Below are 19149 nucleotides of genomic sequence, written 5' to 3'. Positions count from 1 at the left end.
AGGGCGCCTTGCTACTTGCGCTCTAGCGCCGCCTGATACAGCAGATTCTTGCGCACGCCAGTGATGTCAGCCGCGACGGCAGCAGCGCGCTTGAGCGGCATTTCTGCCAATAACAGATCGAGCACCCGCAGCGCTTCGGCACTCACCGCGCTCTCGCCTTGCGGCGCCTCCCACCCTTCCACCAGCAGCACACATTCGCCTCGCTGCTGGTTGCTGTCCGCCTCGACCCAAGCGCGTAAAGCCCCCAACGGCAAGCCCTTCAAGGTTTCGAAGGTCTTCGTCAGCTCGCGCCCAAGCACCGCCATGCGCTCACCACCGAACACATCCTCGAAATCTCCCAGCGACTCAAGTATGCGATGCGGGGCTTCATAGAAGATCAGCGTACGCGGCTCCTCCTTCAGCGCCTCGAGACGTGTACGTCGCGCAGCCGCCTTAGCGGGAAGAAACCCCTCGAAGATGAAACGGTCCGACGGCAAACCCGCCGCCGAGAGAGCGGCTATCAGTGCGCAGGCCCCCGGCACCGGGACGACAGCCACTCCTGCCGCCCGGGCCTGACGCACCAGATGGTAGCCAGGATCGGAGATCAAGGGCGTGCCGGCATCGGAGATCAGCGCCACGTCATCCCCTGCCTGGAGTCGCTCGATGAACCGCCCCCCTTCGTTGCGCTCGTTATGCTCATGACAAGCAGCCAGCGGCGTCTGGATACCGAAGTGCGCCAGCAGCCGCGAGGAGTGGCGAGTGTCCTCGGCGGCGATAAGCGCCACCTCGCGAAGTACACGCAGCGCCCTGGCGCTGATGTCCTCCAGATTGCCGATCGGCGTGGCGACGACATAAAGCGTACCCACTCCGGAATTCGCACCACCGCTGGCAGTCACAGGGCTTACCTCAAATAGGAAATGCGCATTGTAGCCCGATTCACCGCCGCAACATCGCGGCCCCTTCGGTGGTTGGGTACAATCGGCCGACACTCGCAGTGCTTTCAGGAACGATTAACCAATGGCTTGCTTACGCCCCCTCCTTCTCCTCTGCGTCGCCACCCTGCTCGCAGCCTGCTCCAGCTCCCCCTCGTCCACGCTCGGCGAACTGCCCCGGACGCCGCAGGCATCCACTCAGCAACTGTTGAAGCAGGCTGAGCAGAGCGACGCCGAACAGGCCACCCAGCTGCGCCTGGCAGCTGCCGACCAGAGCATTCAGCAGGGCAACCGCGCGCAAGCCCGCAGCATTCTGCAGCAGGTTCAACTGGACGCACTGAAGCCTGCGCAGCAAATTTTCGCACTGACGCTGCAGGCCGAAATCGCACTCGCCGACGGGGAGCCCGAAAAGGCAGAACAAGCGCTGCAGCACCCGTCATTCGAGCGTCTGGGCGAGCTTCCCGTCAGCCAGCAGATTCGCAGCCAGCTCGCTCGCGCCCAAGCACTGGAGGCAAACAACAAGCCTTTAGCAGCCGCCCGTGAGCGCGTATTCACTGCGCCACTGCTGAGCGGCGAGCAGGCGCAGGCCAACCACGAAACCATCTGGAAACTCCTGTCCGCCCTTCCCGAGCAGCAACTGCAAGGCGCCGCCGATACCGATCTGGCCGGCTGGCAAGCCTTAGCGCTTTCGCTCAAACGCGCCGGTACCATCGCGCAGCAGCAACGCGCTATCGACGACTGGATCGCGCAGAACCCTCAGCACCCCGCCGCGCAGCAGCTCCCGGAGTCACTGCAGAAGCTGCGTGAACTCGCCGACCAACCGCTGAATCACGTAGCGCTGCTTCTTCCTATGGAAGGCCAACTGGCGAGCGTTGCTCGTGCCCTTCGCGACGGTTTCCTGGCTGCTCATCTGCACGCACAGCAGGCCGGTGCCGAACTGCGCATCGAGCTGTATGACAGCTCGCGGATGAAGTCCATCGACGACTTCTATCGCCAAGCCCAGGCCGCTGGCGTACAGCTGGTGGTCGGCCCGCTCGAAAAGGACCTGGTGCGCCAGCTCGCGGAACGCGATCAGCTACCTATCACCACATTGGCGCTCAACTACAGCGACGCCGGACAGCGCACACCACCTCAGCTCTTTCAGTTCGGCCTGGCTGCGGAAGATGAAGCACGCGAAGTCGCTCGCCGCGCGTGGGCGGACGGCCATCGCCGCGCAATCGCGCTGGCGCCTCGCGGAGAATGGGGCGCAAGGATTCTGGAAGCCTTCCGCCAGAGCTGGCAGGAAGCAGGCGGAACGCTGGTCGCATCAGAGCCACTGGCCGAACCCGTCCAGCTGGCCAACCAGATCGCCGATCTGCTGCAGCTACGCAACAGTGAGCAGCGCGGACAACGCGTAAGCAGCATCACAGACGCATCCACCGCCAGCCAGCCAACACGTCGGCAGGACGTCGATTTCATCTTCCTGGCGGCCACACCACAACAGGCCCAGCAGGTCAGGCCGACCCTGATCTTCCAGTACGCGGGTGACCTGCCGGTATACGCCACATCCCACCTGCACGCGGCCAATCATGACCGCACGCAGTACCTCGACCTTGAAGGGATCCGCTTTGCCGAGACGCCATGGCTGCTGAACGACCAGCTGCCCCTTCGACAGGAAGTCGAGCAGAAATGGCCGCAAGCGGGCGGAAGCCTCGGCCGGCTCTATGCCATGGGTGCCGACGCCTACCTGCTGGCACCCCGACTCAATCAGTTGCTGGCCCTTCCGGACACTCACCTCGATGGGCTTTCCGGTACCCTCAGCCTGAACCCACAGCAGCGAATCGAGCGCCAGCTGCCCTGGGCACAGTTCCGCGATGGCGCCGTAGAGCGGCTGGACGAGCCGCAGTAATGAGCGAAAGCCAGAGCAGCGGACGCTCTGCCGAAGCACTGGCCCTGCAGCATCTCAGCGACAGCGGCCTGCGCCTACTCGAACGCAACTGGTCGTGCCGCAGCGGCGAGCTCGATCTGGTCATGCTCGACGGCGATACAGTAGTATTCGTCGAAGTCCGCTACAGGCGGCATACCGCCTGGGGCGGCGCCCTGGAAAGCGTCGATGTGCGCAAGCAGCAAAAGCTGATCAAGGCTGCCCAGTTGTTTCTGCAGGCACATGGCCGCTGGGCCAAGCACCCTTGCCGCTTCGACGTAGTCGCCATCACCGCGCCAGGCCAAGCAAAGGACCTGAACTGGATCCGCAACGCATTTGAAAGCTGAACGAAACACTGCGCGGCGACCGCTGCGCGATGCCGTCCGGCCCTAGCGAACCGCAAGTGCATCGTCCGACCGCTTTTTCGGGCGAGCCTGCCACCTTGAAGGTCAACCACCAATGGACATGCAAACCCGAATCCGCCAACTCTTCCAGGCCAGCATCGAAACCAAGCAGCAGGCCATGGAAGTGCTAGCCCCCAGCATCGAGCAAGCCGGCCAAGCGATGGTTAATGCACTGCTCAGCGAAGGCAAGATCCTGACCTGCGGTAATGGCGGTTCAGCCGGCGATGCCCAGCACTTCTCCTCGGAACTGCTGAACCGCTTCGAGAGAGAGCGCCCAAGCCTTCCGGCCATCGCACTGACCACCGACAGCTCCACCATCACCTCGATTGCCAACGATTACAGCTACAACGAGGTGTTCTCAAAGCAGATCCGCGCGCTGGGACAACCCGGGGACGTGCTGCTCGCCATCTCCACGAGCGGTAACTCCGCCAACGTGATCCAGGCGATCCAGGCTGCCCACGACCGGGAAATGCTGGTAGTTGCCCTCACCGGCCGCGATGGCGGCGGGATGGCCTCGCTGCTGCTGCCGGAAGACGTTGAAATCCGCGTACCGGCAAAAGTGACCGCACGCATCCAGGAAGTCCATCTCCTGGCGATCCACTGCCTCTGCGACCTGATCGACAATCAACTGTTTGGGAGTGAGGAATGAACCGTTTCCGCTTGCCTGCCATCGCCCTGGGAATTTGCCTGGCCGTCACCGGCTGCAGCTCGGTGTTGACGGCCACGCGCGACGACCCGATCGCCGACAATCGGGGCACACGGACCATCGGCAGCAAGATCGACGACTCGCTGATCGAGACCAAGGCAGCGGTCAACATTGCCAAGGCCCATCCGGACCTCGACCAGCGTAGCCACATCGTGGTTGCCAGCTACAACGGCGTCGTGCTGTTGGCCGGGCAGACGCCTCGCGAAGAACTCAAGCAGATGGCAGAACAGGCAGCCAGCGGCGTGCAACGCGTCAAGCGCGTACACAATGAGCTACAGATTCTGCAGCCCTCATCCGCACTGGCGCGCAGCAACGACTCCTGGCTGACCACCAAGATCAAGACGCAGATGCTCGCCGACAACAGCGTGCCTGGCTCGCGAATCAAGGTGATCACTGAGAACGGGATCGTCTATCTGCTAGGCCTGGTCACACGCCAGGAAGGCAGCCGCGCGACTAACCTTGTCCAGGGCGTCGCCGGGGTACAGCGGATCGTCAAGCTGTTCGAATATATCGACTGATCGGTCAGCGGCGCCCTGTCACCGGGCGCCGCATCACCTCATTTTACGACCTTCAGACTCGGGCGACCGCCCGGTCGCGGCCCCTCTCCTCCAGCAGCGCCACCAGCATCGCTCGGCGCGTCATCGTCCGGTGGAGTCGGCTCGATCTCGAACACCATGCCTTGCCCGTTTTCCCGGGCATAGATCGCCATGACCGCGGCGGACGGCACGTTCAATGAATGAGCTACGCCACCAAAGCGCCCCTCGAAACTGATCGCCTCGTTATCCATATGAAGATGCCGCACGGCGCTGGGGGCGACGTTCAATACGATCTGACCATCGCTGGCGTAGCCTGCCGGCACCTGCACCCCCGGATAATCGACATTCACCAGCAGGTGCGGCGTGCAATCGTTGTCGACGATCCACTCGTAAAGTGCTCGTACCAGATACGGGCGACTCGAATTCATTGATGACCTCGCTTAGCGCATGTTGCGCTCGACGGCGGAAAGACTGGCCTGGAAAGCCTCGCGAGCGAAATTGCGCTCCATGTAATCGAGCAGCGGCTTGGCCGCTCGAGGCAACTCGATACCGAGTCTGGGCAAACGCCAGAGGATAGGCAACAGACAGCAGTCGACAAGGCTGATCTCGTCACTCATGAAGTAAGGCTTTTCCGCGAATATCGGCGATACACCGATCAGGCTTTCACGGAGCTCCTTGCGTGCCTGAGCGCGCTGAGCCTCCGCGACGCGCTGGTCCAGAATGCGGTCGGCCAGCGAACACCAATCACGCTGGATACGATGCACCAACAGACGCGTATTGGCGCGCGCCACCGGATAGACCGGCAGCAACGGTGGATGCGGATAGCGCTCCTCCAGATACTCGAGAATCACGCCGGGCTCGTATAGCGCCAGATCTCGATCCACCAGTGTGGGCACGCTGGCGTATGGATTCACCTCGGCCAACTTGACCGGACACTGGCCCGCTTCGACATCAACGATGTCCACGCTAACCCCTTTCTCGGCGAGAACAAGGCGAACGCGATGACAGTAATGATCGGCAGGATCGGAATAGCAGCCCAACCGGTTGGTCGCAGCCATAGGGCCTTCCTCACTATATCTCGAGGCAGAAAAAACACGCGCGCCCATTGGGCGCGCGCAAGGTACAACGATTACCGCGAAGTGCTTAGTGAACGTCTTTCCAGTACTCGCGCTTGAGCAGGTAGGCGAACACGAAGAACACAGCCAGGAACAGCAGCACGTAGGTACCGATGCGCTGGCTTTCCAGCTTGACCGGATTGGCCGAGTACGCCAGGAAGGTCACCAGATTCTTGATCTTCTCGTCGTACTCAGCCTCGGAGAGCGACCCAGTACCAGGCTCGACAACCATCTGGTCACAGGCTTCCTGAGTGATCGGTGTGCCGGTCAGCGGATCGAACTGCTTGCGGCCATTCTCGACCACTTGGACCTGCTTACATCCGACAACCCGGCGACCCTGGAGCGGAGCCAGAACATGCGGCATACCAACATTGGGGAACACGCTGTTGTTGACGCCGTACGGACGCGCCGGATCTTCATAGAAGCTGCGCATGTAGGTATACAGCCAGTCGTTGCCACGAACACGAGCAACCAGGGTGAGATCCGGCGGAGCGGCGCCGAACCAGACTTTGGCGTCTTCAGGCTTCATACCGATCTTCATGTGATCACCAAACTTGGCGTCCGTGAAGACGATATTGTCCATCATCACCTCTTCCGGGATACCCAGATCGGTGGCGACGCGCTCATAGCGCTGATACTGCGCACCATGGCAACCCATGCAATAGTTGGCGAAGGTCTTCAGACCATCCTGCATGGCCGCCTTGTCGGTCAGGTCGATATCGACCTTATCCAAATGTACCGCCGGGCCGGCCGCAAAAGTGAAGGCCGGCAGAATTGCAAGAATCAATGCAGCAAATTGCTTTTTCATCAGCCATCCACCCTTTCCGGAACCACTTTGGTCTTCTCGAGCTTGGTGTAGAACGGCATCAGGATGAAGTATCCGAAGTAGATAGCAGTACAGATCCGCGACACCAGAGTACGCTCAGGCGTCGGCGACAGTACGCCCAGTACACCGAGAATGATGAAGGAGATGCAGAACGCCAGCAGCGCGATCTTGCTCATCCAGCCCTTGTATTTCATGGACTTGACGGGGCTGCGATCCAGCCACGGCAGAACGAACAACACTGCGATAGCGGCCCCCATGGCGATCACGCCGAGCAACTTGTCAGGTACCGCACGCAAAATCGCGTAGAACGGAGTGAAGTACCAGACAGGTGCGATGTGCTCAGGCGTCTTGAACGCGTTCGCCACTTCGAAGTTCGGCTTCTCGAGGAAGTAGCCGCCCATTTCCGGGAAGAAGAATACAACCGCGCAGAAGACGAAGAGGAACACCACAACCCCGACGATGTCTTTCACGGTGTAGTACGGATGGAAGGGAATGCCATCGAGCGGCACACCGGCTTCATCCTTGGTCTTCTTGATATCCACGCCCAGCGGGTTGTTCGAACCCACTTCGTGCAGCGCCAGAATGTGCAGGACGACCAGACCGAGAATCACGATCGGCAGCGCAATCACATGCAGCGCGAAGAAGCGGTTCAGGGTGATGCCCGAGATCAGGTAGTCACCACGGATCCACTGGGTCAGATCGTCGCCGATGACCGGAATGGCACCGAACAGCGAAATGATCACCTGCGCACCCCAGTAGGACATCTGGCCCCACGGCAGCAGGTAGCCCATGAAGGCCTCGGCCATCAGCGCGAGGTAGATCATCATACCGAAGATCCACACCAGCTCACGCGGCTTCTGGTAGGAGCCGTAGAGCAGACCGCGGAACATGTGCAGATACACCACCACAAAGAAAGCCGAAGCGCCGGTGGAGTGCAGATAGCGGATGATCCAGCCGTACTCGACATCACGCATGATGTACTCGACGGAGGCGAACGCACCTTCAGCCGACGGCTCGAAGCTCATGGTCAGCCAGATACCGGTAAGAATCTGATTGACCAGCACGAGCAGCGCCAACGAACCGAAGAAGTACAGGACGTTGAAGTTCTTGGGGGCGTAGTACTTCGAGAGGTGATCTTCCCACATCTTGGTAGCGGGGAAGCGGGCGTCAACCCATTCCATGAACTTGCTCATCAGGCGTTCTCCTGGTCCACACCGATGATGATGACATTATCGGTCTCGTACGAGTGCGGGGGCACCGGCAGGTTCAAGGGAGCAGGCTGCGCCTTGTAGACGCGACCGGCCATATCGTATTTGGAGCCGTGGCAAGGGCAGAAATAGCCACCCAACCAGTCGGCGCCGAGATCGGCCGCAGCCACCTCGGGACGGAACGAAGGCGAACAACCCAAATGAGTGCACAGCCCTACGACCACAAGAAGCTCGGGCTTGATAGACCGGTTCTTCGGGTCGACATATGCAGGCTGGTCGGACTCCTTGGACTCAGGATCGGCCACCTGGGCAGCGACCTTCTCAAGATTCCCGAGAACCTCGTCGGTTCGACGCACAATAAACACCGGCTGACCACGCCATTCAGCAACCATTTGCTGTCCAGGCTCGATCTTGCTGATATTTACCTTTACCGGCGCACCGGCAGCCTTGGCCTTGGCACTTGGGAACCACGATCCCACGAACGGGACCGCAGCACCCACCGCTCCTGCAGCGCCCACCACCGAAGTGGCGGCCACAAGGAAGCGACGCCGGCCTGCATTCACGCCGTCATTGCTCATTCAGTCGTCTCCCATCAGCTTCTTATGGCCTGCCGTGAAGCAGGCATGTACTACGTAAAATTGAGCCGCGAAAAATTCGCCAAATGGTAAAGAAAAGACCCTCTTCTGACAAGGTAATAGCCTGTCACAATGCCTTTACCCTCAGGCAAACCAAGCCCTCCAGCACGCGACACACTGTCGCACCAAAACAAAAGTGCAAGGCAAAAAAAAGGTTCATCGCGCTTTCCCGGGGAAGGCGGCCTTGATTTTCAGGAAGAAGTACTCCGAGTCCCGGAATCCATAGGCCATGCGCTTGATTACCTTGATGCGGTTGTTAACACCCTCAAGGACGCTGGTATGCATGTGGAAGTGAGCACTGGCAAGGATGCCTCGCGCGTATTTGCGCAGGTTGCGAGCGAAGCGTTGCAGCGGCGCGAGGTCGCTCTCGCGAGCATGTCGCAGCCAGGTTCGCCAGCGTCGCCAACCCTCTCGTACGCTGGGGGCGTACCAAACATCCTTCAGCGCATCCTTGAGCACATAGACCGTAGCCAACGGCTGGTTGGCAGCAAGCAGCTCCTGTAACTGCACGGCCTGTCCGTCCTTCAGGTTGTCGCGGTTGCGCAGCAGCAGCCAACGACTCTGCTTGACCGCCTTTCGTGCCGGCTTGTCTTCGCGCAGAAGGTTGGCCTGGTCGACCCGGATTCGGTCGATCACATCCCGACCGTAGCGCGCGACGACGTGAAACAGGTCGTACACCACTTCGGCCTGCGGGCAATGCTTCTTCACCTCCAGGTCGAAAGCCGTGTTCATGTCCATGGCCACCGCCTCAATCTGCTGGCAGTGCTCGCCGAGCAATTCAAAGAACGGGCGGATCGCCTCACGGCTGTTGCCGTGGCCGACCCACAGCACCCGTGTTCGCTCGGCGTCCATGATGACCGTGGCATAGCGATGCCCCTTGTGCAGGGCGAACTCGTCCATCACCAGGCGGCGGACACCGCTTGAATAGAAGGTGCCTACCTCGGCTTGCAGGCGGCGCTTGTCGAGCGTCTTGAGGGTGTGCCAGTGCAGGCCGGTGAGCTGGCTGACGTGGCTGATCGGCAGCAGCCGCAGCAAGCTTTCGAGCCAGACCTGTAACCGCCGGGTCAGGCGAGATGCAGGCTCCAGCCAGTCGATCCGCTCGGTCACCCGACCACAGTTCAGGCAATCGACTCGGCGCACGGGTAGTTGAAGCAAGACGCGCTGATCGAACAGATCACGATCGCGCACCAGACGAATTCGGCGCTCGTGAATCAACGGACTGAGCTGACCACAACGCCCGCACTTGGGCACTGAACCGGCTTGAGGCTCGAGCTCAATCAGAAGGGAGTTGTTGGCGGATGAACGGCAGGCAACGGCGTCATAGCCTGGCCAGAACGAGGCAAGATCAATAGGATGCACGGCGACAGCAGGGACAGGTGAAGGGTGTGTTTGGCGACTGCCAATTTACCTGCTTCCCTGACTGTCAACTCGCTCTTCCCCCAGAGTCCGCGAAGAACCAAAAAAAACGCCCAGCTCCGAACGAAACTGGGCGTTTCTTTGAAAGCGCGAATTAGCGCTTGGAGTACTGCGGACGCTTGCGTGCTTTACGCAGACCGACCTTCTTACGCTCGACTTCGCGGGCGTCACGAGTGACGAAGCCAGCCTTGCGCAACGGGCTACGCAGGCTCTCGTCGTAGGAGATCAGCGCACGAGTGATACCGTGGCGGATAGCACCAGCCTGACCACTGACACCACCACCCAGAACAGTGACGTAGATATCGAACTTTTCGACGGTCTCGGTCAGCTCCAGCGGCTGACGCACGACCATGCGAGCAGTTTCGCGGCCAAAGAAATTATCCAGCTCACGGTTGTTGATGGAAATCTTGCCAGTGCCCGGACGCAGGAAGACGCGTGCGGTTGCAGTCTTGCGACGGCCAGTGCCGTAATTTTGAGTCGCCGACATAATTGAACTATTCCGTTAAATCTTCAGTTCTTGGGGCTGCTGAGCGGTGTGCGGGTGATTGGCACCCTTGTAGACCTTCAGCTTACGATACATGTCGCGACCCAGCGGGTTCTTCGGCAGCATACCCTTGACCGCAGTCTCGATCACGCGCTCAGGCGCCTTGGCGATCAGCTTCTCGAAGTTGATCGACTTGATGCCACCCGGGAAACCGGAGTGAGAGTAGTACATCTTGTCGCTGGTCTTGGCACCGGTAACACGCACTTGCTCAGCATTGATCACGACGATGTAATCGCCAGTATCGACGTGAGGGGTGTATTCCGGCTTGTGCTTGCCACGCAGGCGGCTGGCGATTTCGGTTGCCAGACGACCCAGGGTCTGGCCGGCAGCGTCGACGACGAACCAGTCGCGCTTGACGGTTTCCGGTTTAGCAGTAAATGTCTTCATTCGTTATAGCCTCAGGGGCCGCCCTGAAAATAAGACGGCGAATCTTACTGAATAGTGCTCGCCCTGACAAGAACAGGGCAGCCGGAAACAGACGCTATCGGGGGCTCGGGTCAGCGCGTCCGCCACGGCAGTGGTTCGGTAGGCTAGGCATCCCCTACCATTGGCTTGCGTCGACGGGCTAGGCATCCCCGCCGACAGGCTGCGGAATTATCCTGATTGCCAGAAAAATAGCAACCAACATTTATCCTCTCGGAGTTCCAAAGCGCCCGTCGTCTCAGCAAGCGCCGGCGTGCATGCACCGCGCTATATGCCAGAGCCTCATCGGCACTTCGGGCGGTCGCGATCACTCTCATGTCATCTATTGGGCGAATTTCGTTAATCTCGCATCCCTAAAACTTTCGCCAGCCCGGAGGCACTCCATGGAATTTCGTCCGCTCGGCCGAACCGACCTGAACGTAAGCTCACTCTGCCTCGGCACCATGACATGGGGCGAGCAGAACACCGAGGCTGACGCCTTCGCTCAGATCGACATGGCCAAAGCCGCTGGCATCAACTTCATCGATACTGCGGAGATGTATCCCGTTCCGCCGCGCCCGGAAACCTACGCCACCACCGAGCAGTACATTGGCACCTACTTCAAGAGCCGCGGCGATCGAGCCGACTGGATACTCGCAACCAAGATCGCCGGCCCTGGCAACGGCATCAGCCACATTCGCAACGGCCGTCCGCGATTCAACCGTGAGCACATTCGCACCGCCCTTGATGACAGCCTGCGCCGACTGCAAACCGACTGGATCGACCTTTATCAGCTGCATTGGCCGGAACGCAGCACGAACTTTTTCGGGCGTTTGGGCTACCAGCACCTGCCGGACGACGATTTCACACCTCTGGAAGAAACGCTTGCCGCCCTTGATGACGAAGTCAGGGCCGGTCGAATCCGCCACATTGGCATTTCCAACGAGACCCCCTGGGGCGCCATGAAGTACCTGCAACTGGCCGAGACGCACAAATGGCCGCGCGCCGTCTCGATACAAAACCCCTACAACCTCCTCAACCGCAGCTTTGAGGTGGGCCTGGCGGAGATCAGCATGCGTGAACAGTGCGGACTGCTGGCATACTCGCCACTGGCGTTCGGCATGCTGAGCGGCAAATACGAAAACGGCGCCTGCCCGGCGAATGCGCGACTTTCACTATTCCAGCGCTTCGCACGCTACAACAACCCACAGGCACGAGCCGCCTGTTCCCGCTATGTCGCCCTGGCCCACCAGCATGGCCTGGAGCCCGCGCAGATGGCCCTTGCCTACGTAACATCCCGGCCCTTCGTCACCAGCAATATCATCGGTGCCACGACACTGCAGCAGCTCGAATCCAATATCGGCAGCCTTGATCTGACACTGTCGAACGAAGTCTTAGCAGCCATCGACGCCATTCATACGGCGCAACCGAATCCGGCCCCCTGACACAGAAAAAACGAGCCATCAGCAGTTTCAGGTAACGACACACAGGATCCGACAGGATGATCGCCGCGCATCTCCTAGCTCCCTCCACCCTTGTCGCAGGTTGGCTGATCTATTCGCTTGCCTTGCTCTGGGCGGCGTGGCGCGCCCCCTGGGTCGAGCTCTTCAGCGATGCGCGACGGCAACACCTGCTGTTCGGAGCGATGCTGGCCATCTTTCTGCTGTGGTTGGTTCGCCGGGACTTCGACTCCGGTCTTTCATTCCACTTCATCGGACTGACGGCAGTTACTCTGCTGCTCGACTGGCCGCTGGCGATCATCGCAGCTCTGGCAGCCCAGCTGGGCCTGACCCTTACCGGCCATCAGCATCTCACCGCCCTGGGGACCAACGGCGTGCTGCTGGTGTTGATCCCGGTCTTTGTCACAGTCATCTGCGCCCGCCTGGTGGAGCGATCCCAGCCGCGCAACCTCTTCGTCTTCATCTTCTTTGCGGGCTTCTTTCCAGCGGCACTCGCCGCCCTGGCCTGCATCCTGGCATCCCTCGGCATACTGCTGATCGATGGCCGCTACCCGATGCCGCCCTGGCTGGAAGACTTTGCCGGCTACATCTGGCTCGTGATGTTTCCCGAGGCGTTCATCAACGGCACGGCAATCACGGCGCTGGTCGTCTTCTATCCGGACTGGATGGAAAGCTTCAACCAGAGCCGCTACCTGCAGGCGCCCTGGAAAGAAGATAAATGAGAAAGCTGCGAGTCAATGCTCGCGGGGCGGCAGATCACCGGAAAACAGCTCATCCTCCAGATCGCTTCCGGGAATGGCGTGCTCCTCCGCAGCCCAAGCCCCAAGATCGATGAGCTTGCAGCGCTCAGAGCAAAACGGCCGACTTGGGCTCTGAGGCCCCCACTCCACTGGCGCCCCGCAGGTGGGGCACTCGACTACAGTCGCGGTCATTCCTGGCCTCCTCGCAATGTCAGATAGAAGCGGTGCAAACGCTCGACTTCCGATTTGAGCCACGCCAGATCACGGTCATTTACAAGGACATCGTCCGCATGCCGCAGGCGCTCCTCCCGCCTGGCCTGGACCTGAATAATCGCCCGCACCTGCTCTTCAGTTGCCTGATCACGGGCCGCGGTACGAACGACCTGGAGAGTATCTGGCACATCGACCACCAGTACACGCTCCACCTGGCGATACTGCCCGGTTTCTATAAGCAACGGAGACACCATGATGGCGTAAGGAGACGTCGCTGCCGCCAGGTGCTGCGCAACCTCGGCGCGAATCATAGGATGCAAAAGGCTTTCGAGCCATTGGCGCTCAGCCGTATTCGCAAATACCCGCTCACGCAGCGCAGCACGATCCAAGCCGCCCTCTGGCAGCAGTACGGCATCGCCGAAATGCTCAGCAATCTGCCGCAACGCCGGGCGACCGGGCTCAACGACCCAACGCGCCGCTTCATCGGCATCGACTACATGCACGCCAAGATTTGCAAACTGGTTTGCCACTGCAGTCTTGCCACTGCCAATACCGCCGGTCAACCCGAGAACCCAAGGCTTCATCCGTCTAATATCCCAGGCCAAATAAGACGCGCGCAGTAGTAACCACTCGGCGAGCTGTGCGCAAGCCTCAGCGTTCGAAATGGGACGACAGAGAAAAGCTGATCGTGACAGGTCGACCGACCGAGCGCAGTTAGAAGCGAGCGAACTGGAGGTAGCTTTCGGTAATTCGGTCGCCCCAAAGCAACGCAATCCACCCCGCTATCGCCAGATACGGCCCGAACGGAATGGGCGTACTGCTTTCAGCCCGCTGCACCCTCAGCAAAATACTGCCAAGCACGGCGCCGACCACCGAAGACAGCAAGATAGTGAGCGGCAGAACCTGCCAGCCGCCCCAGGCACCAAGCATCGCCAGCAGCTTGAAATCGCCGTAGCCCATACCCTCTTTGCCTGTGACCAGCTTGAACAGCCAATAAACGGACCATAGGCTCAGGTAACCGGCTATCGCCCCCCACAGCGCATCCTCGAGAGAGGCGAACAGAGTAAAGTTGTTGGCAATCAACCCTAACCACAAGAGCGGCAGCACGAGCGAGTCAGGCAGCAACTGATGATCGACATCGATCATGCTCATCGCCAGCACCCCCCAGGTCAGCAGAAGCATCGCCCCTGCCTGCCAGGAAAAACCGAAATGCCATGCCACGTATCCGGATAGCACGCCACACGCCAGCTCAACCAACGGATATCGACAGCTGATCGGCGCCTGACAAGACGAGCACTTTCCACGCAGCGCCAGCCAGCTGACCAAGGGAATGTTCTCCCAGGCACGGATACGATGACCGCAGTGAGGGCAGCGTGAACTCGGCACCAGTAGATTGAAACGCTCCCCAATTGGCTCGGGCGGATACTCCAAATATTCCCGCGCCTGCATGCGCCATTCGCGCTGCATCATTATTGGCAAACGGTAAATCACGACATTGAGAAAGCTGCCAACCAGCAGACCGAGCACTGCAGCAGACAAAACAAAGGCCAGCACGTGGCTGGCCAAATAATCGAGCAGCCCCATGCTTAGACCACAGCGCCCAGTTGGAAAATCGGCAGGTACATGGCAATGATCAAACCGCCGACCAGCACGCCAAGCACCGCCATGATCATTGGCTCCATCAGGGCAGTCAGCCCGTCGACCATATTGTCAACTTCGTCTTCATAGAAGGTCGCGACCTTAGCTAGCATTTCATCCAGCGAGCCGGATTCCTCGCCAATGGCAGTCATCTGGATCGCCATGCTCGGAAAAGTACCCGTCGTGCGCATGGAGAAGTTCAGCTGCATACCGCTAGAAACATCGCTCTTTACCTTCAGCGTGGCGTTACGGAAAACCACGTTACCTGTCGCGCCCGCAACTGAATCTAACGCGTCCACTAACGGCACGCCTGCGGCAAAGGTCGTAGCTAAGGTGCGAGCAAAACGCGCAACAGCAGATTTATAGAGAATATCTCCGACAATCGGCATTTTAAGAAGAAACCTGTCAAACGAGTTACGAAAGCGCTCGGACTTGCCGTGAGCAGTCTTGAAGGCATAGGCAGCACCGACCAACGCCAGCAAAACCAGATGCCACCAAGCCTGAAGCGCTTCGGATATGCCAATCACAAACAATGTGAATGCCGGAAGCTCTGCACCGAAGTTCGCGAATACATCCTGAAACTGTGGAACCACCTTGATCAGCAGAATCGCCGAAACGATGATTGCAACCAGCACCACGGCAATGGGGTAATTCATCGCCTTCTTGATCTTGGCCTTCAGGGCCTCGGTCTTTTCCTTGTAGGTTGCCACCCGATCAAGCAGCGTTTCTAGCGAACCGGACTGCTCGCCTGAGTCAACCAGATTGCAATAGAGATCATCGAAGTATTGAGGCTTCTTGCGCAGTGCGGTTGCGAAGCTATTACCCGCGGCGACCTCCTGTTTCAGATCATCCACCAGTTTGCGCATATTCGGATTGTCAAAGCCCTCACCGATGATGTCGAAGGACTGCAATAGCGGCACACCTGCTTTCATCATGGTTGCCATCTGGCGAGTGAAGAGGGCGATGTCCATCGGCTTGATCTTTTTGCCAGCACTGAACAACGAGGCCGACTTCTTGCGCACCTTCTGAGGGTTAACACCCTGCTTGCGCAGCTGGGCCTTGACCATCGCCGGGCTCACGCCGCTGAGCTCGCCCTTTATCTTCGCGCCCTGCTTGTTGGTGCCTTCCCAGGTGAACACGCTGGTTTTTATCGCTTTCTGCGCCATGTTAGTCCTTGGTCACCCGGTTCACTTCTTCCAGGCTGGTCACGCCCTGCATGGCCTTCACTAGGGCCGAAGTACGCAGATCGTTGAAGCCGTCTTTACGCATCTGGGTGGAAATGTCGATGGAATTGCCGTCCTCCATGATAATCCTCGCCAACGCCGGCGTGTTTTTAACCACTTCATAAATACCGACACGACCTTTGTAACCGCCTTTGCAATTGTCGCAACCAACCGGACCATAGATCTTGAAGGTTCCAATCTTGTCGGCGGGGAAGCCCTCTTCCAACAGAGCCTCGCGCGGCAGATCGATCTCTTTCTTGCAGCTATTGCAAAGCTTTCGCGCCAGACGCTGAGCAATGATCAGGTTCACGGAGGTCGCGATATTGAACGCAGGCACCCCCATGTTGCGCAGACGCGTCAGGGTTTCCGCAGCGCTATTGGTATGAAGTGTCGACATTACCATATGGCCCGTCTGCGCCGCCTTGATCGCAATCTCGGCGGTCTCCAGATCGCGGATCTCGCCCACCATAATGATGTCCGGGTCCTGACGTAGAAAGGCACGGAGGGCCTGAGCGAAGTCCATACCTTGGCGCGGGTTTACGTTGACCTGGTTAATACCCTCCAGATTGATCTCCACTGGGTCTTCCGCGGTGGAGATGTTCACGTCCACGGTATTGAGGATATTCAGACCGGTATACAGCGAAACCGTCTTGCCCGACCCAGTCGGGCCGGTAACCAGGATCATGCCTTGTGGCTGGCGCAAGGCATTCATGTAGAGCTCTTTCTGTTCTTCCTCGTAACCCAGGGCATCGATCCCCATCTGCGCACTGGACGGGTCGAGGATACGCATCACGATTTTCTCGCCCCATAGGGTGGGTAGCGTATTTACGCGGAAATCGATGGCCTTGGTCTTAGACAGCTTCATCTTGATCCGGCCATCCTGCGGCTTACGCCGCTCGGAGATATCCAGCCCGGCCATGACCTTTAGGCGCGCAGAAATTCGCGGTGCAAGCTGAATCGGCGGACGCGCGACCTCATGCAGGATGCCATCCGTGCGAAGCCGCACGCGGTAGGCTTTTTCGTAGGGCTCGAAGTGCAAATCGGACGAGCCACCACGAATGGCGTCGAGCAGCATCTTGTTGACGAAGCGCACTACAGGGGCGTCGTCAGCAGCCTCTCCGCCTTCCTCAGCTTTTCCATCTTCGGTGACGGACTCGACATCGACCCCATCCAGATCGACTTCGCCCAGCTCCTCTAGTCCGGTGGCGCCGCTTTCGTACAGTTTGTCGATGGCCTCGCCCAGCTTGTCGTCTTCCACCAGAATCGACTCGATGCTCAGCCCGGTACTGAACTGGATATCGGCAATCGATTGATGATTAGCCGGATCGGAGATGGCGACATAAAGCTTGGTGCCGCGCTTGGAAAGCGGCAGCACCCGATGTTGGCGGGCCAACTTCTCACTGATCAGATCCTTGGGCAGCGACTCCTTGTTCAGCGCAGACAGGTCCAGCAGCGCTACACCGAATTGATCGGAAGCAAGCTCGGCTATGGCGCGGCCTTTGGCCAACTTGTTCTGCACTACATAGGTGACAAAGGGTGTTTTGCCGCGAACGGCTTGAGCCTGCGCCTGCTGGGCCGTTTTTTCGTCCAACACGCCGGCCACGACCATCTGCCGTGCCAGCCCGGATAGGGAAATGTTTTCGCTCATGGCGGCCTCGCTCCAATCTATGCCCGCCTTATAGCGTAGATGCCGGTGGCTGCAAACAAGGGCGGCGGCAAGTGACGTTATTGGTCACATATAGCCCGCAAAGAGTCCAGGTTGAAGTGCAATATCGCGGCTTGGTATCGGTACATGGGGCCAAGGAAAGCGGGTTGCGCTCGGGGTACAGCTCTCAGTGGCAGCAAGAGGTTGAGGCACTTCACAGTATTGGCCGCTGCGCTCACGACGAACGAGAGCTGGCACGCCAACTGCTTTAGCTCTGTCAGGCTCACAGCCTTAACACTTAAGGAGATACAAATGAAAGCTCAGATGCAGAAGGGTTTTACCCTTATTGAATTGATGATCGTTGTGGCGATTATCGGGATTTTGGCTGCGGTGGCGTTGCCGGCTTATCAAAATTACACGGCACGTTCTCAGGCGGCCGCGGCGCTTGCCGAGATCACACCCGCAAAAGTAAATATTGAAGCAAAGCTAGCAGAGGGCATTTCTGCAGCAGATGCAACAGCAATGTCTGGCGCTACAGATGCACATGTGTTGCTGGTTGGTCTAAGCAAAGCGTCGACAACCCGTTGTGATATCACAACTAGTGTTGCAACCACTGGGCAGTCAACTGTGACTTGTGCGCTCAAAGGTAATCCTCAGGTCAACGGTCGGAGCATTCAATGGGCTCGCGCTGCTGATACGAACGCCGGAGTAACCGGTACGTGGACTTGCAATACCAATGTGGACAATGATCTCAAGCCAAAAGTTTGTACTGGTACAATCTCCGGCAGCTAACATCCACACGACCGCGGTACGGCGGATCAACGCGGTAAGGCGGATCAATTCGTAAGATGGATTAGCGAAGCGTAATCCGTCGTTCACCGCGAACCTACTGCATCCGCCATTGCAAACTAAACGCCTCGCCTTCGTGCGGGGCGTTTTGCTGTTTGGAGGTGGCGAATCGATGCATCGCGGTATGACGGATCGCTTTCCGTATGATGGAATCGCCGAAGGCGCTTCCGTCGTTTGCCACGAAACGGCGATATCCATCGTCCATCGCGGTATGGCGGATCACTTTCCGTATGATGGAATCGCCGAAGGCGCTTCCGTCGGTTACCGCGAATCGGCTGCATCCACCGCCCAACACCGCAACCGCACCCACCCACTCGAATGTCGGATTACGCCTTCGGCTAATCCAACCTACGTTGGCTGGACATCGCGGATCGACGCATCGCTTTTCGTATGATGGAATCGCCAAAGGCGCTTCCATCGGTTACCGCGAACCAACTGCATCCACCACCCAACACCGCAACCGCACCCACTCACTCGAACGTCGGATTGCGCCTTCGGCTAATCCAACCTACGTTGCCTGGACATCGCGGAGCGGCGAAACGCTTTCCGTATGATGGAATCGCCGAAGGCGCTTCCATCGTTTACCGCGAACCGGCTGCATCCACCACTCAACACCGCAACCGCACCTACCCACTCGAACGTCGGATTACGCCTTCGGCTAATCCAACCTACGTTGCCTGGGCATCGCGGGCGGCGAACCGCTTTCCGTAATCGCGGTATGGCGGATCACTTTCCGTATGATGGAATCGCCGAAGGCGCTTCCGTCGGTTACCGC

At 59.1% G+C, this 19149-nt stretch carries 22 protein-coding genes; 8 read left to right on the top strand and 14 right to left on the bottom strand.

Annotation, left to right across the window (positions count from 1 at the left end; all coding sequences use genetic code 11):
- Positions 1–11 precede the first annotated feature (11 nt).
- Complete coding sequence (gene rsmI, locus PSTAB_RS04895) at positions 12–875, bottom strand: 16S rRNA (cytidine(1402)-2'-O)-methyltransferase (RefSeq protein ID WP_013981955.1); 864 nt, start codon at positions 873–875, stop codon at positions 12–14.
- A 121-nt stretch (positions 876–996) separates the two neighbouring features.
- Between rsmI and PSTAB_RS04890 the strand changes: the two genes are divergently transcribed.
- The 4 genes from PSTAB_RS04890 to PSTAB_RS04875 all read left to right on the top strand — a co-directional run bounded on the left by PSTAB_RS04890 (position 997) and on the right by PSTAB_RS04875 (position 4442).
- Positions 997–2799 carry a penicillin-binding protein activator gene (locus PSTAB_RS04890; protein ID WP_011912258.1) on the top strand — a complete coding sequence of 601 codons (1803 nt, stop codon included), beginning with the start codon at positions 997–999 and terminating at the stop codon, positions 2797–2799.
- Positions 2799–3161: a YraN family protein gene (locus PSTAB_RS04885; RefSeq protein WP_011912257.1), complete on the top strand. Its 363-nt coding sequence runs from the start codon at positions 2799–2801 to the stop codon at positions 3159–3161. Before PSTAB_RS04890 ends, PSTAB_RS04885 begins: the two co-directional genes overlap by 1 nt.
- A gap of 112 nt (positions 3162–3273) precedes the next feature.
- Positions 3274–3867 (top strand): phosphoheptose isomerase, encoded by a 594-nt coding sequence (locus PSTAB_RS04880; protein ID WP_013981954.1) that lies wholly within the window; start codon positions 3274–3276, stop codon positions 3865–3867.
- Positions 3864–4442, top strand: coding sequence for a BON domain-containing protein (locus PSTAB_RS04875; protein ID WP_013981953.1), 579 nt, complete (start codon positions 3864–3866; stop codon positions 4440–4442). The genes PSTAB_RS04880 and PSTAB_RS04875 overlap by 4 nt, the downstream gene beginning before the upstream one ends.
- Positions 4443–4480: 38 nt before the next feature.
- Here PSTAB_RS04875 and PSTAB_RS04870 read toward each other — a convergent pair whose 3' ends face one another.
- The 8 genes from PSTAB_RS04870 to rplM all read right to left on the bottom strand — a co-directional run bounded on the left by PSTAB_RS04870 (position 4481) and on the right by rplM (position 10591).
- Positions 4481–4888, bottom strand: coding sequence for a ClpXP protease specificity-enhancing factor (locus tag PSTAB_RS04870; protein ID WP_011912254.1), 408 nt, complete (start codon positions 4886–4888; stop codon positions 4481–4483).
- 12 nt (positions 4889–4900) lie between these two features.
- Positions 4901–5518, bottom strand: a complete 618-nt coding sequence (locus PSTAB_RS04865; protein ID WP_013981952.1) for a glutathione S-transferase N-terminal domain-containing protein — start codon at positions 5516–5518, stop codon at positions 4901–4903.
- Positions 5519–5603: 85 nt separating this feature from the next.
- A complete protein-coding gene (locus tag PSTAB_RS04860; protein ID WP_013981951.1) occupies positions 5604–6383 on the bottom strand; it encodes a cytochrome c1 in 780 nt (259 codons plus the stop codon).
- Entirely contained in the window at positions 6383–7594 is a 1212-nt protein-coding gene (locus PSTAB_RS04855; RefSeq protein ID WP_013981950.1) for a cytochrome b, read from the bottom strand. Before PSTAB_RS04855 ends, PSTAB_RS04860 begins: the two co-directional genes overlap by 1 nt.
- Positions 7594–8187 carry a ubiquinol-cytochrome c reductase iron-sulfur subunit gene (petA, locus tag PSTAB_RS04850; protein ID WP_013981949.1) on the bottom strand — a complete coding sequence of 198 codons (594 nt, stop codon included), beginning with the start codon at positions 8185–8187 and terminating at the stop codon, positions 7594–7596. The genes PSTAB_RS04855 and petA overlap by 1 nt, the downstream gene beginning before the upstream one ends.
- A 213-nt stretch (positions 8188–8400) precedes the next feature.
- Positions 8401–9603, bottom strand: a complete 1203-nt coding sequence (locus PSTAB_RS04845; RefSeq protein ID WP_003282047.1) for an ISL3 family transposase — start codon at positions 9601–9603, stop codon at positions 8401–8403.
- Positions 9604–9754: 151 nt separating this feature from the next.
- Positions 9755–10147: a 30S ribosomal protein S9 gene (gene rpsI, locus PSTAB_RS04840; RefSeq protein WP_013981948.1), complete on the bottom strand. Its 393-nt coding sequence runs from the start codon at positions 10145–10147 to the stop codon at positions 9755–9757.
- Positions 10148–10162: 15 nt separating this feature from the next.
- Complete coding sequence (gene rplM / locus PSTAB_RS04835; protein ID WP_003287302.1) at positions 10163–10591, bottom strand: 50S ribosomal protein L13; 429 nt, start codon at positions 10589–10591, stop codon at positions 10163–10165.
- 419 nt (positions 10592–11010) lie between these two features.
- Here rplM and PSTAB_RS04830 point away from each other — a divergent pair, with 419 nt between their 5' ends.
- Complete coding sequence (locus tag PSTAB_RS04830) at positions 11011–12051, top strand: NADP(H)-dependent aldo-keto reductase (RefSeq protein WP_013981947.1); 1041 nt, start codon at positions 11011–11013, stop codon at positions 12049–12051.
- A 56-nt stretch (positions 12052–12107) separates the two neighbouring features.
- The gene (locus PSTAB_RS04825) at positions 12108–12788 is read left to right on the top strand and encodes an energy-coupling factor ABC transporter permease (protein WP_013981946.1); all 681 of its coding nucleotides are present in this window, start codon (positions 12108–12110) and stop codon (positions 12786–12788) included.
- Positions 12789–12800: 12 nt separating this feature from the next.
- Here the strand turns inward: PSTAB_RS04825 and yacG are convergent, their stop codons facing one another.
- The 5 genes from yacG to pilB form a co-directional block, all read right to left on the bottom strand.
- On the bottom strand, positions 12801–12998 hold the full coding sequence (gene yacG / locus PSTAB_RS04820; protein ID WP_041771656.1) for a DNA gyrase inhibitor YacG: 198 nt from the start codon (positions 12996–12998) through the stop codon (positions 12801–12803).
- Positions 12995–13603 carry a dephospho-CoA kinase gene (coaE, locus tag PSTAB_RS21095; protein ID WP_013981945.1) on the bottom strand — a complete coding sequence of 203 codons (609 nt, stop codon included), beginning with the start codon at positions 13601–13603 and terminating at the stop codon, positions 12995–12997. The genes yacG and coaE overlap by 4 nt, the downstream gene beginning before the upstream one ends.
- 130 nt (positions 13604–13733) lie before the next feature.
- Positions 13734–14603, bottom strand: a complete 870-nt coding sequence (locus PSTAB_RS04810) for a prepilin peptidase (RefSeq protein WP_013981944.1) — start codon at positions 14601–14603, stop codon at positions 13734–13736.
- A 2-nt stretch (positions 14604–14605) separates the two neighbouring features.
- On the bottom strand, positions 14606–15823 hold the full coding sequence (locus PSTAB_RS04805; RefSeq protein ID WP_013981943.1) for a type II secretion system F family protein: 1218 nt from the start codon (positions 15821–15823) through the stop codon (positions 14606–14608).
- Position 15824: 1 nt separating this feature from the next.
- Entirely contained in the window at positions 15825–17528 is a 1704-nt protein-coding gene (pilB, locus tag PSTAB_RS04800; RefSeq protein ID WP_013981942.1) for a type IV-A pilus assembly ATPase PilB, read from the bottom strand.
- Between the two features lie 309 nt (positions 17529–17837).
- Here pilB and PSTAB_RS21090 point away from each other — a divergent pair, with 309 nt between their 5' ends.
- Both PSTAB_RS21090 and PSTAB_RS21505 read left to right on the top strand, forming a co-directional pair.
- Positions 17838–18317: a pilin gene (locus PSTAB_RS21090; protein WP_041771654.1), complete on the top strand. Its 480-nt coding sequence runs from the start codon at positions 17838–17840 to the stop codon at positions 18315–18317.
- A gap of 109 nt (positions 18318–18426) precedes the next feature.
- Positions 18427–18768, top strand: coding sequence for a hypothetical protein (locus PSTAB_RS21505; protein WP_148263409.1), 342 nt, complete (start codon positions 18427–18429; stop codon positions 18766–18768).
- Positions 18769–19149 lie beyond the last annotated feature (381 nt).

Source organism: Stutzerimonas stutzeri, from assembly GCF_000219605.1.
Lineage (GTDB): Bacteria > Pseudomonadota > Gammaproteobacteria > Pseudomonadales > Pseudomonadaceae > Stutzerimonas > Stutzerimonas stutzeri.
The sequence above is the reverse complement of the archived record's forward strand: the minus strand, read 5'-3'. Positions and strand labels throughout refer to the sequence as shown.

Excerpts from the sequence above, each read along its gene's own strand:
- PSTAB_RS21090 (WP_041771654.1), top strand. The coding sequence starts at position 17,838 with ATGAAAGCTCAGATGCAGAAGGGTTTTACCCTTATTGAATTGATGATC.
- PSTAB_RS04880 (WP_013981954.1), top strand. The coding sequence starts at position 3,274 with ATGGACATGCAAACCCGAATCCGCCAACTCTTCCAGGCCAGCATCGAA.
- coaE (WP_013981945.1), bottom strand. The coding sequence starts at position 13,603 with ATGAAGCCTTGGGTTCTCGGGTTGACCGGCGGTATTGGCAGTGGCAAG.
- PSTAB_RS04810 (WP_013981944.1), bottom strand. The coding sequence starts at position 14,603 with ATGGGGCTGCTCGATTATTTGGCCAGCCACGTGCTGGCCTTTGTTTTG.
- PSTAB_RS04885 (WP_011912257.1), top strand. The coding sequence starts at position 2,799 with ATGAGCGAAAGCCAGAGCAGCGGACGCTCTGCCGAAGCACTGGCCCTG.
- rpsI (WP_013981948.1), bottom strand. The coding sequence starts at position 10,147 with ATGTCGGCGACTCAAAATTACGGCACTGGCCGTCGCAAGACTGCAACC.
- petA (WP_013981949.1), bottom strand. The coding sequence starts at position 8,187 with ATGAGCAATGACGGCGTGAATGCAGGCCGGCGTCGCTTCCTTGTGGCC.
- rplM (WP_003287302.1), bottom strand. The coding sequence starts at position 10,591 with ATGAAGACATTTACTGCTAAACCGGAAACCGTCAAGCGCGACTGGTTC.
- PSTAB_RS04860 (WP_013981951.1), bottom strand. The coding sequence starts at position 6,383 with ATGAAAAAGCAATTTGCTGCATTGATTCTTGCAATTCTGCCGGCCTTC.
- PSTAB_RS04870 (WP_011912254.1), bottom strand. The coding sequence starts at position 4,888 with ATGAATTCGAGTCGCCCGTATCTGGTACGAGCACTTTACGAGTGGATC.
- PSTAB_RS04830 (WP_013981947.1), top strand. The coding sequence starts at position 11,011 with ATGGAATTTCGTCCGCTCGGCCGAACCGACCTGAACGTAAGCTCACTC.
- yacG (WP_041771656.1), bottom strand. The coding sequence starts at position 12,998 with ATGACCGCGACTGTAGTCGAGTGCCCCACCTGCGGGGCGCCAGTGGAG.
- PSTAB_RS04805 (WP_013981943.1), bottom strand. The coding sequence starts at position 15,823 with ATGGCGCAGAAAGCGATAAAAACCAGCGTGTTCACCTGGGAAGGCACC.
- pilB (WP_013981942.1), bottom strand. The coding sequence starts at position 17,528 with ATGAGCGAAAACATTTCCCTATCCGGGCTGGCACGGCAGATGGTCGTG.
- PSTAB_RS04825 (WP_013981946.1), top strand. The coding sequence starts at position 12,108 with ATGATCGCCGCGCATCTCCTAGCTCCCTCCACCCTTGTCGCAGGTTGG.
- PSTAB_RS04875 (WP_013981953.1), top strand. The coding sequence starts at position 3,864 with ATGAACCGTTTCCGCTTGCCTGCCATCGCCCTGGGAATTTGCCTGGCC.
- PSTAB_RS04890 (WP_011912258.1), top strand. The coding sequence starts at position 997 with ATGGCTTGCTTACGCCCCCTCCTTCTCCTCTGCGTCGCCACCCTGCTC.
- PSTAB_RS04865 (WP_013981952.1), bottom strand. The coding sequence starts at position 5,518 with ATGGCTGCGACCAACCGGTTGGGCTGCTATTCCGATCCTGCCGATCAT.
- PSTAB_RS04855 (WP_013981950.1), bottom strand. The coding sequence starts at position 7,594 with ATGAGCAAGTTCATGGAATGGGTTGACGCCCGCTTCCCCGCTACCAAG.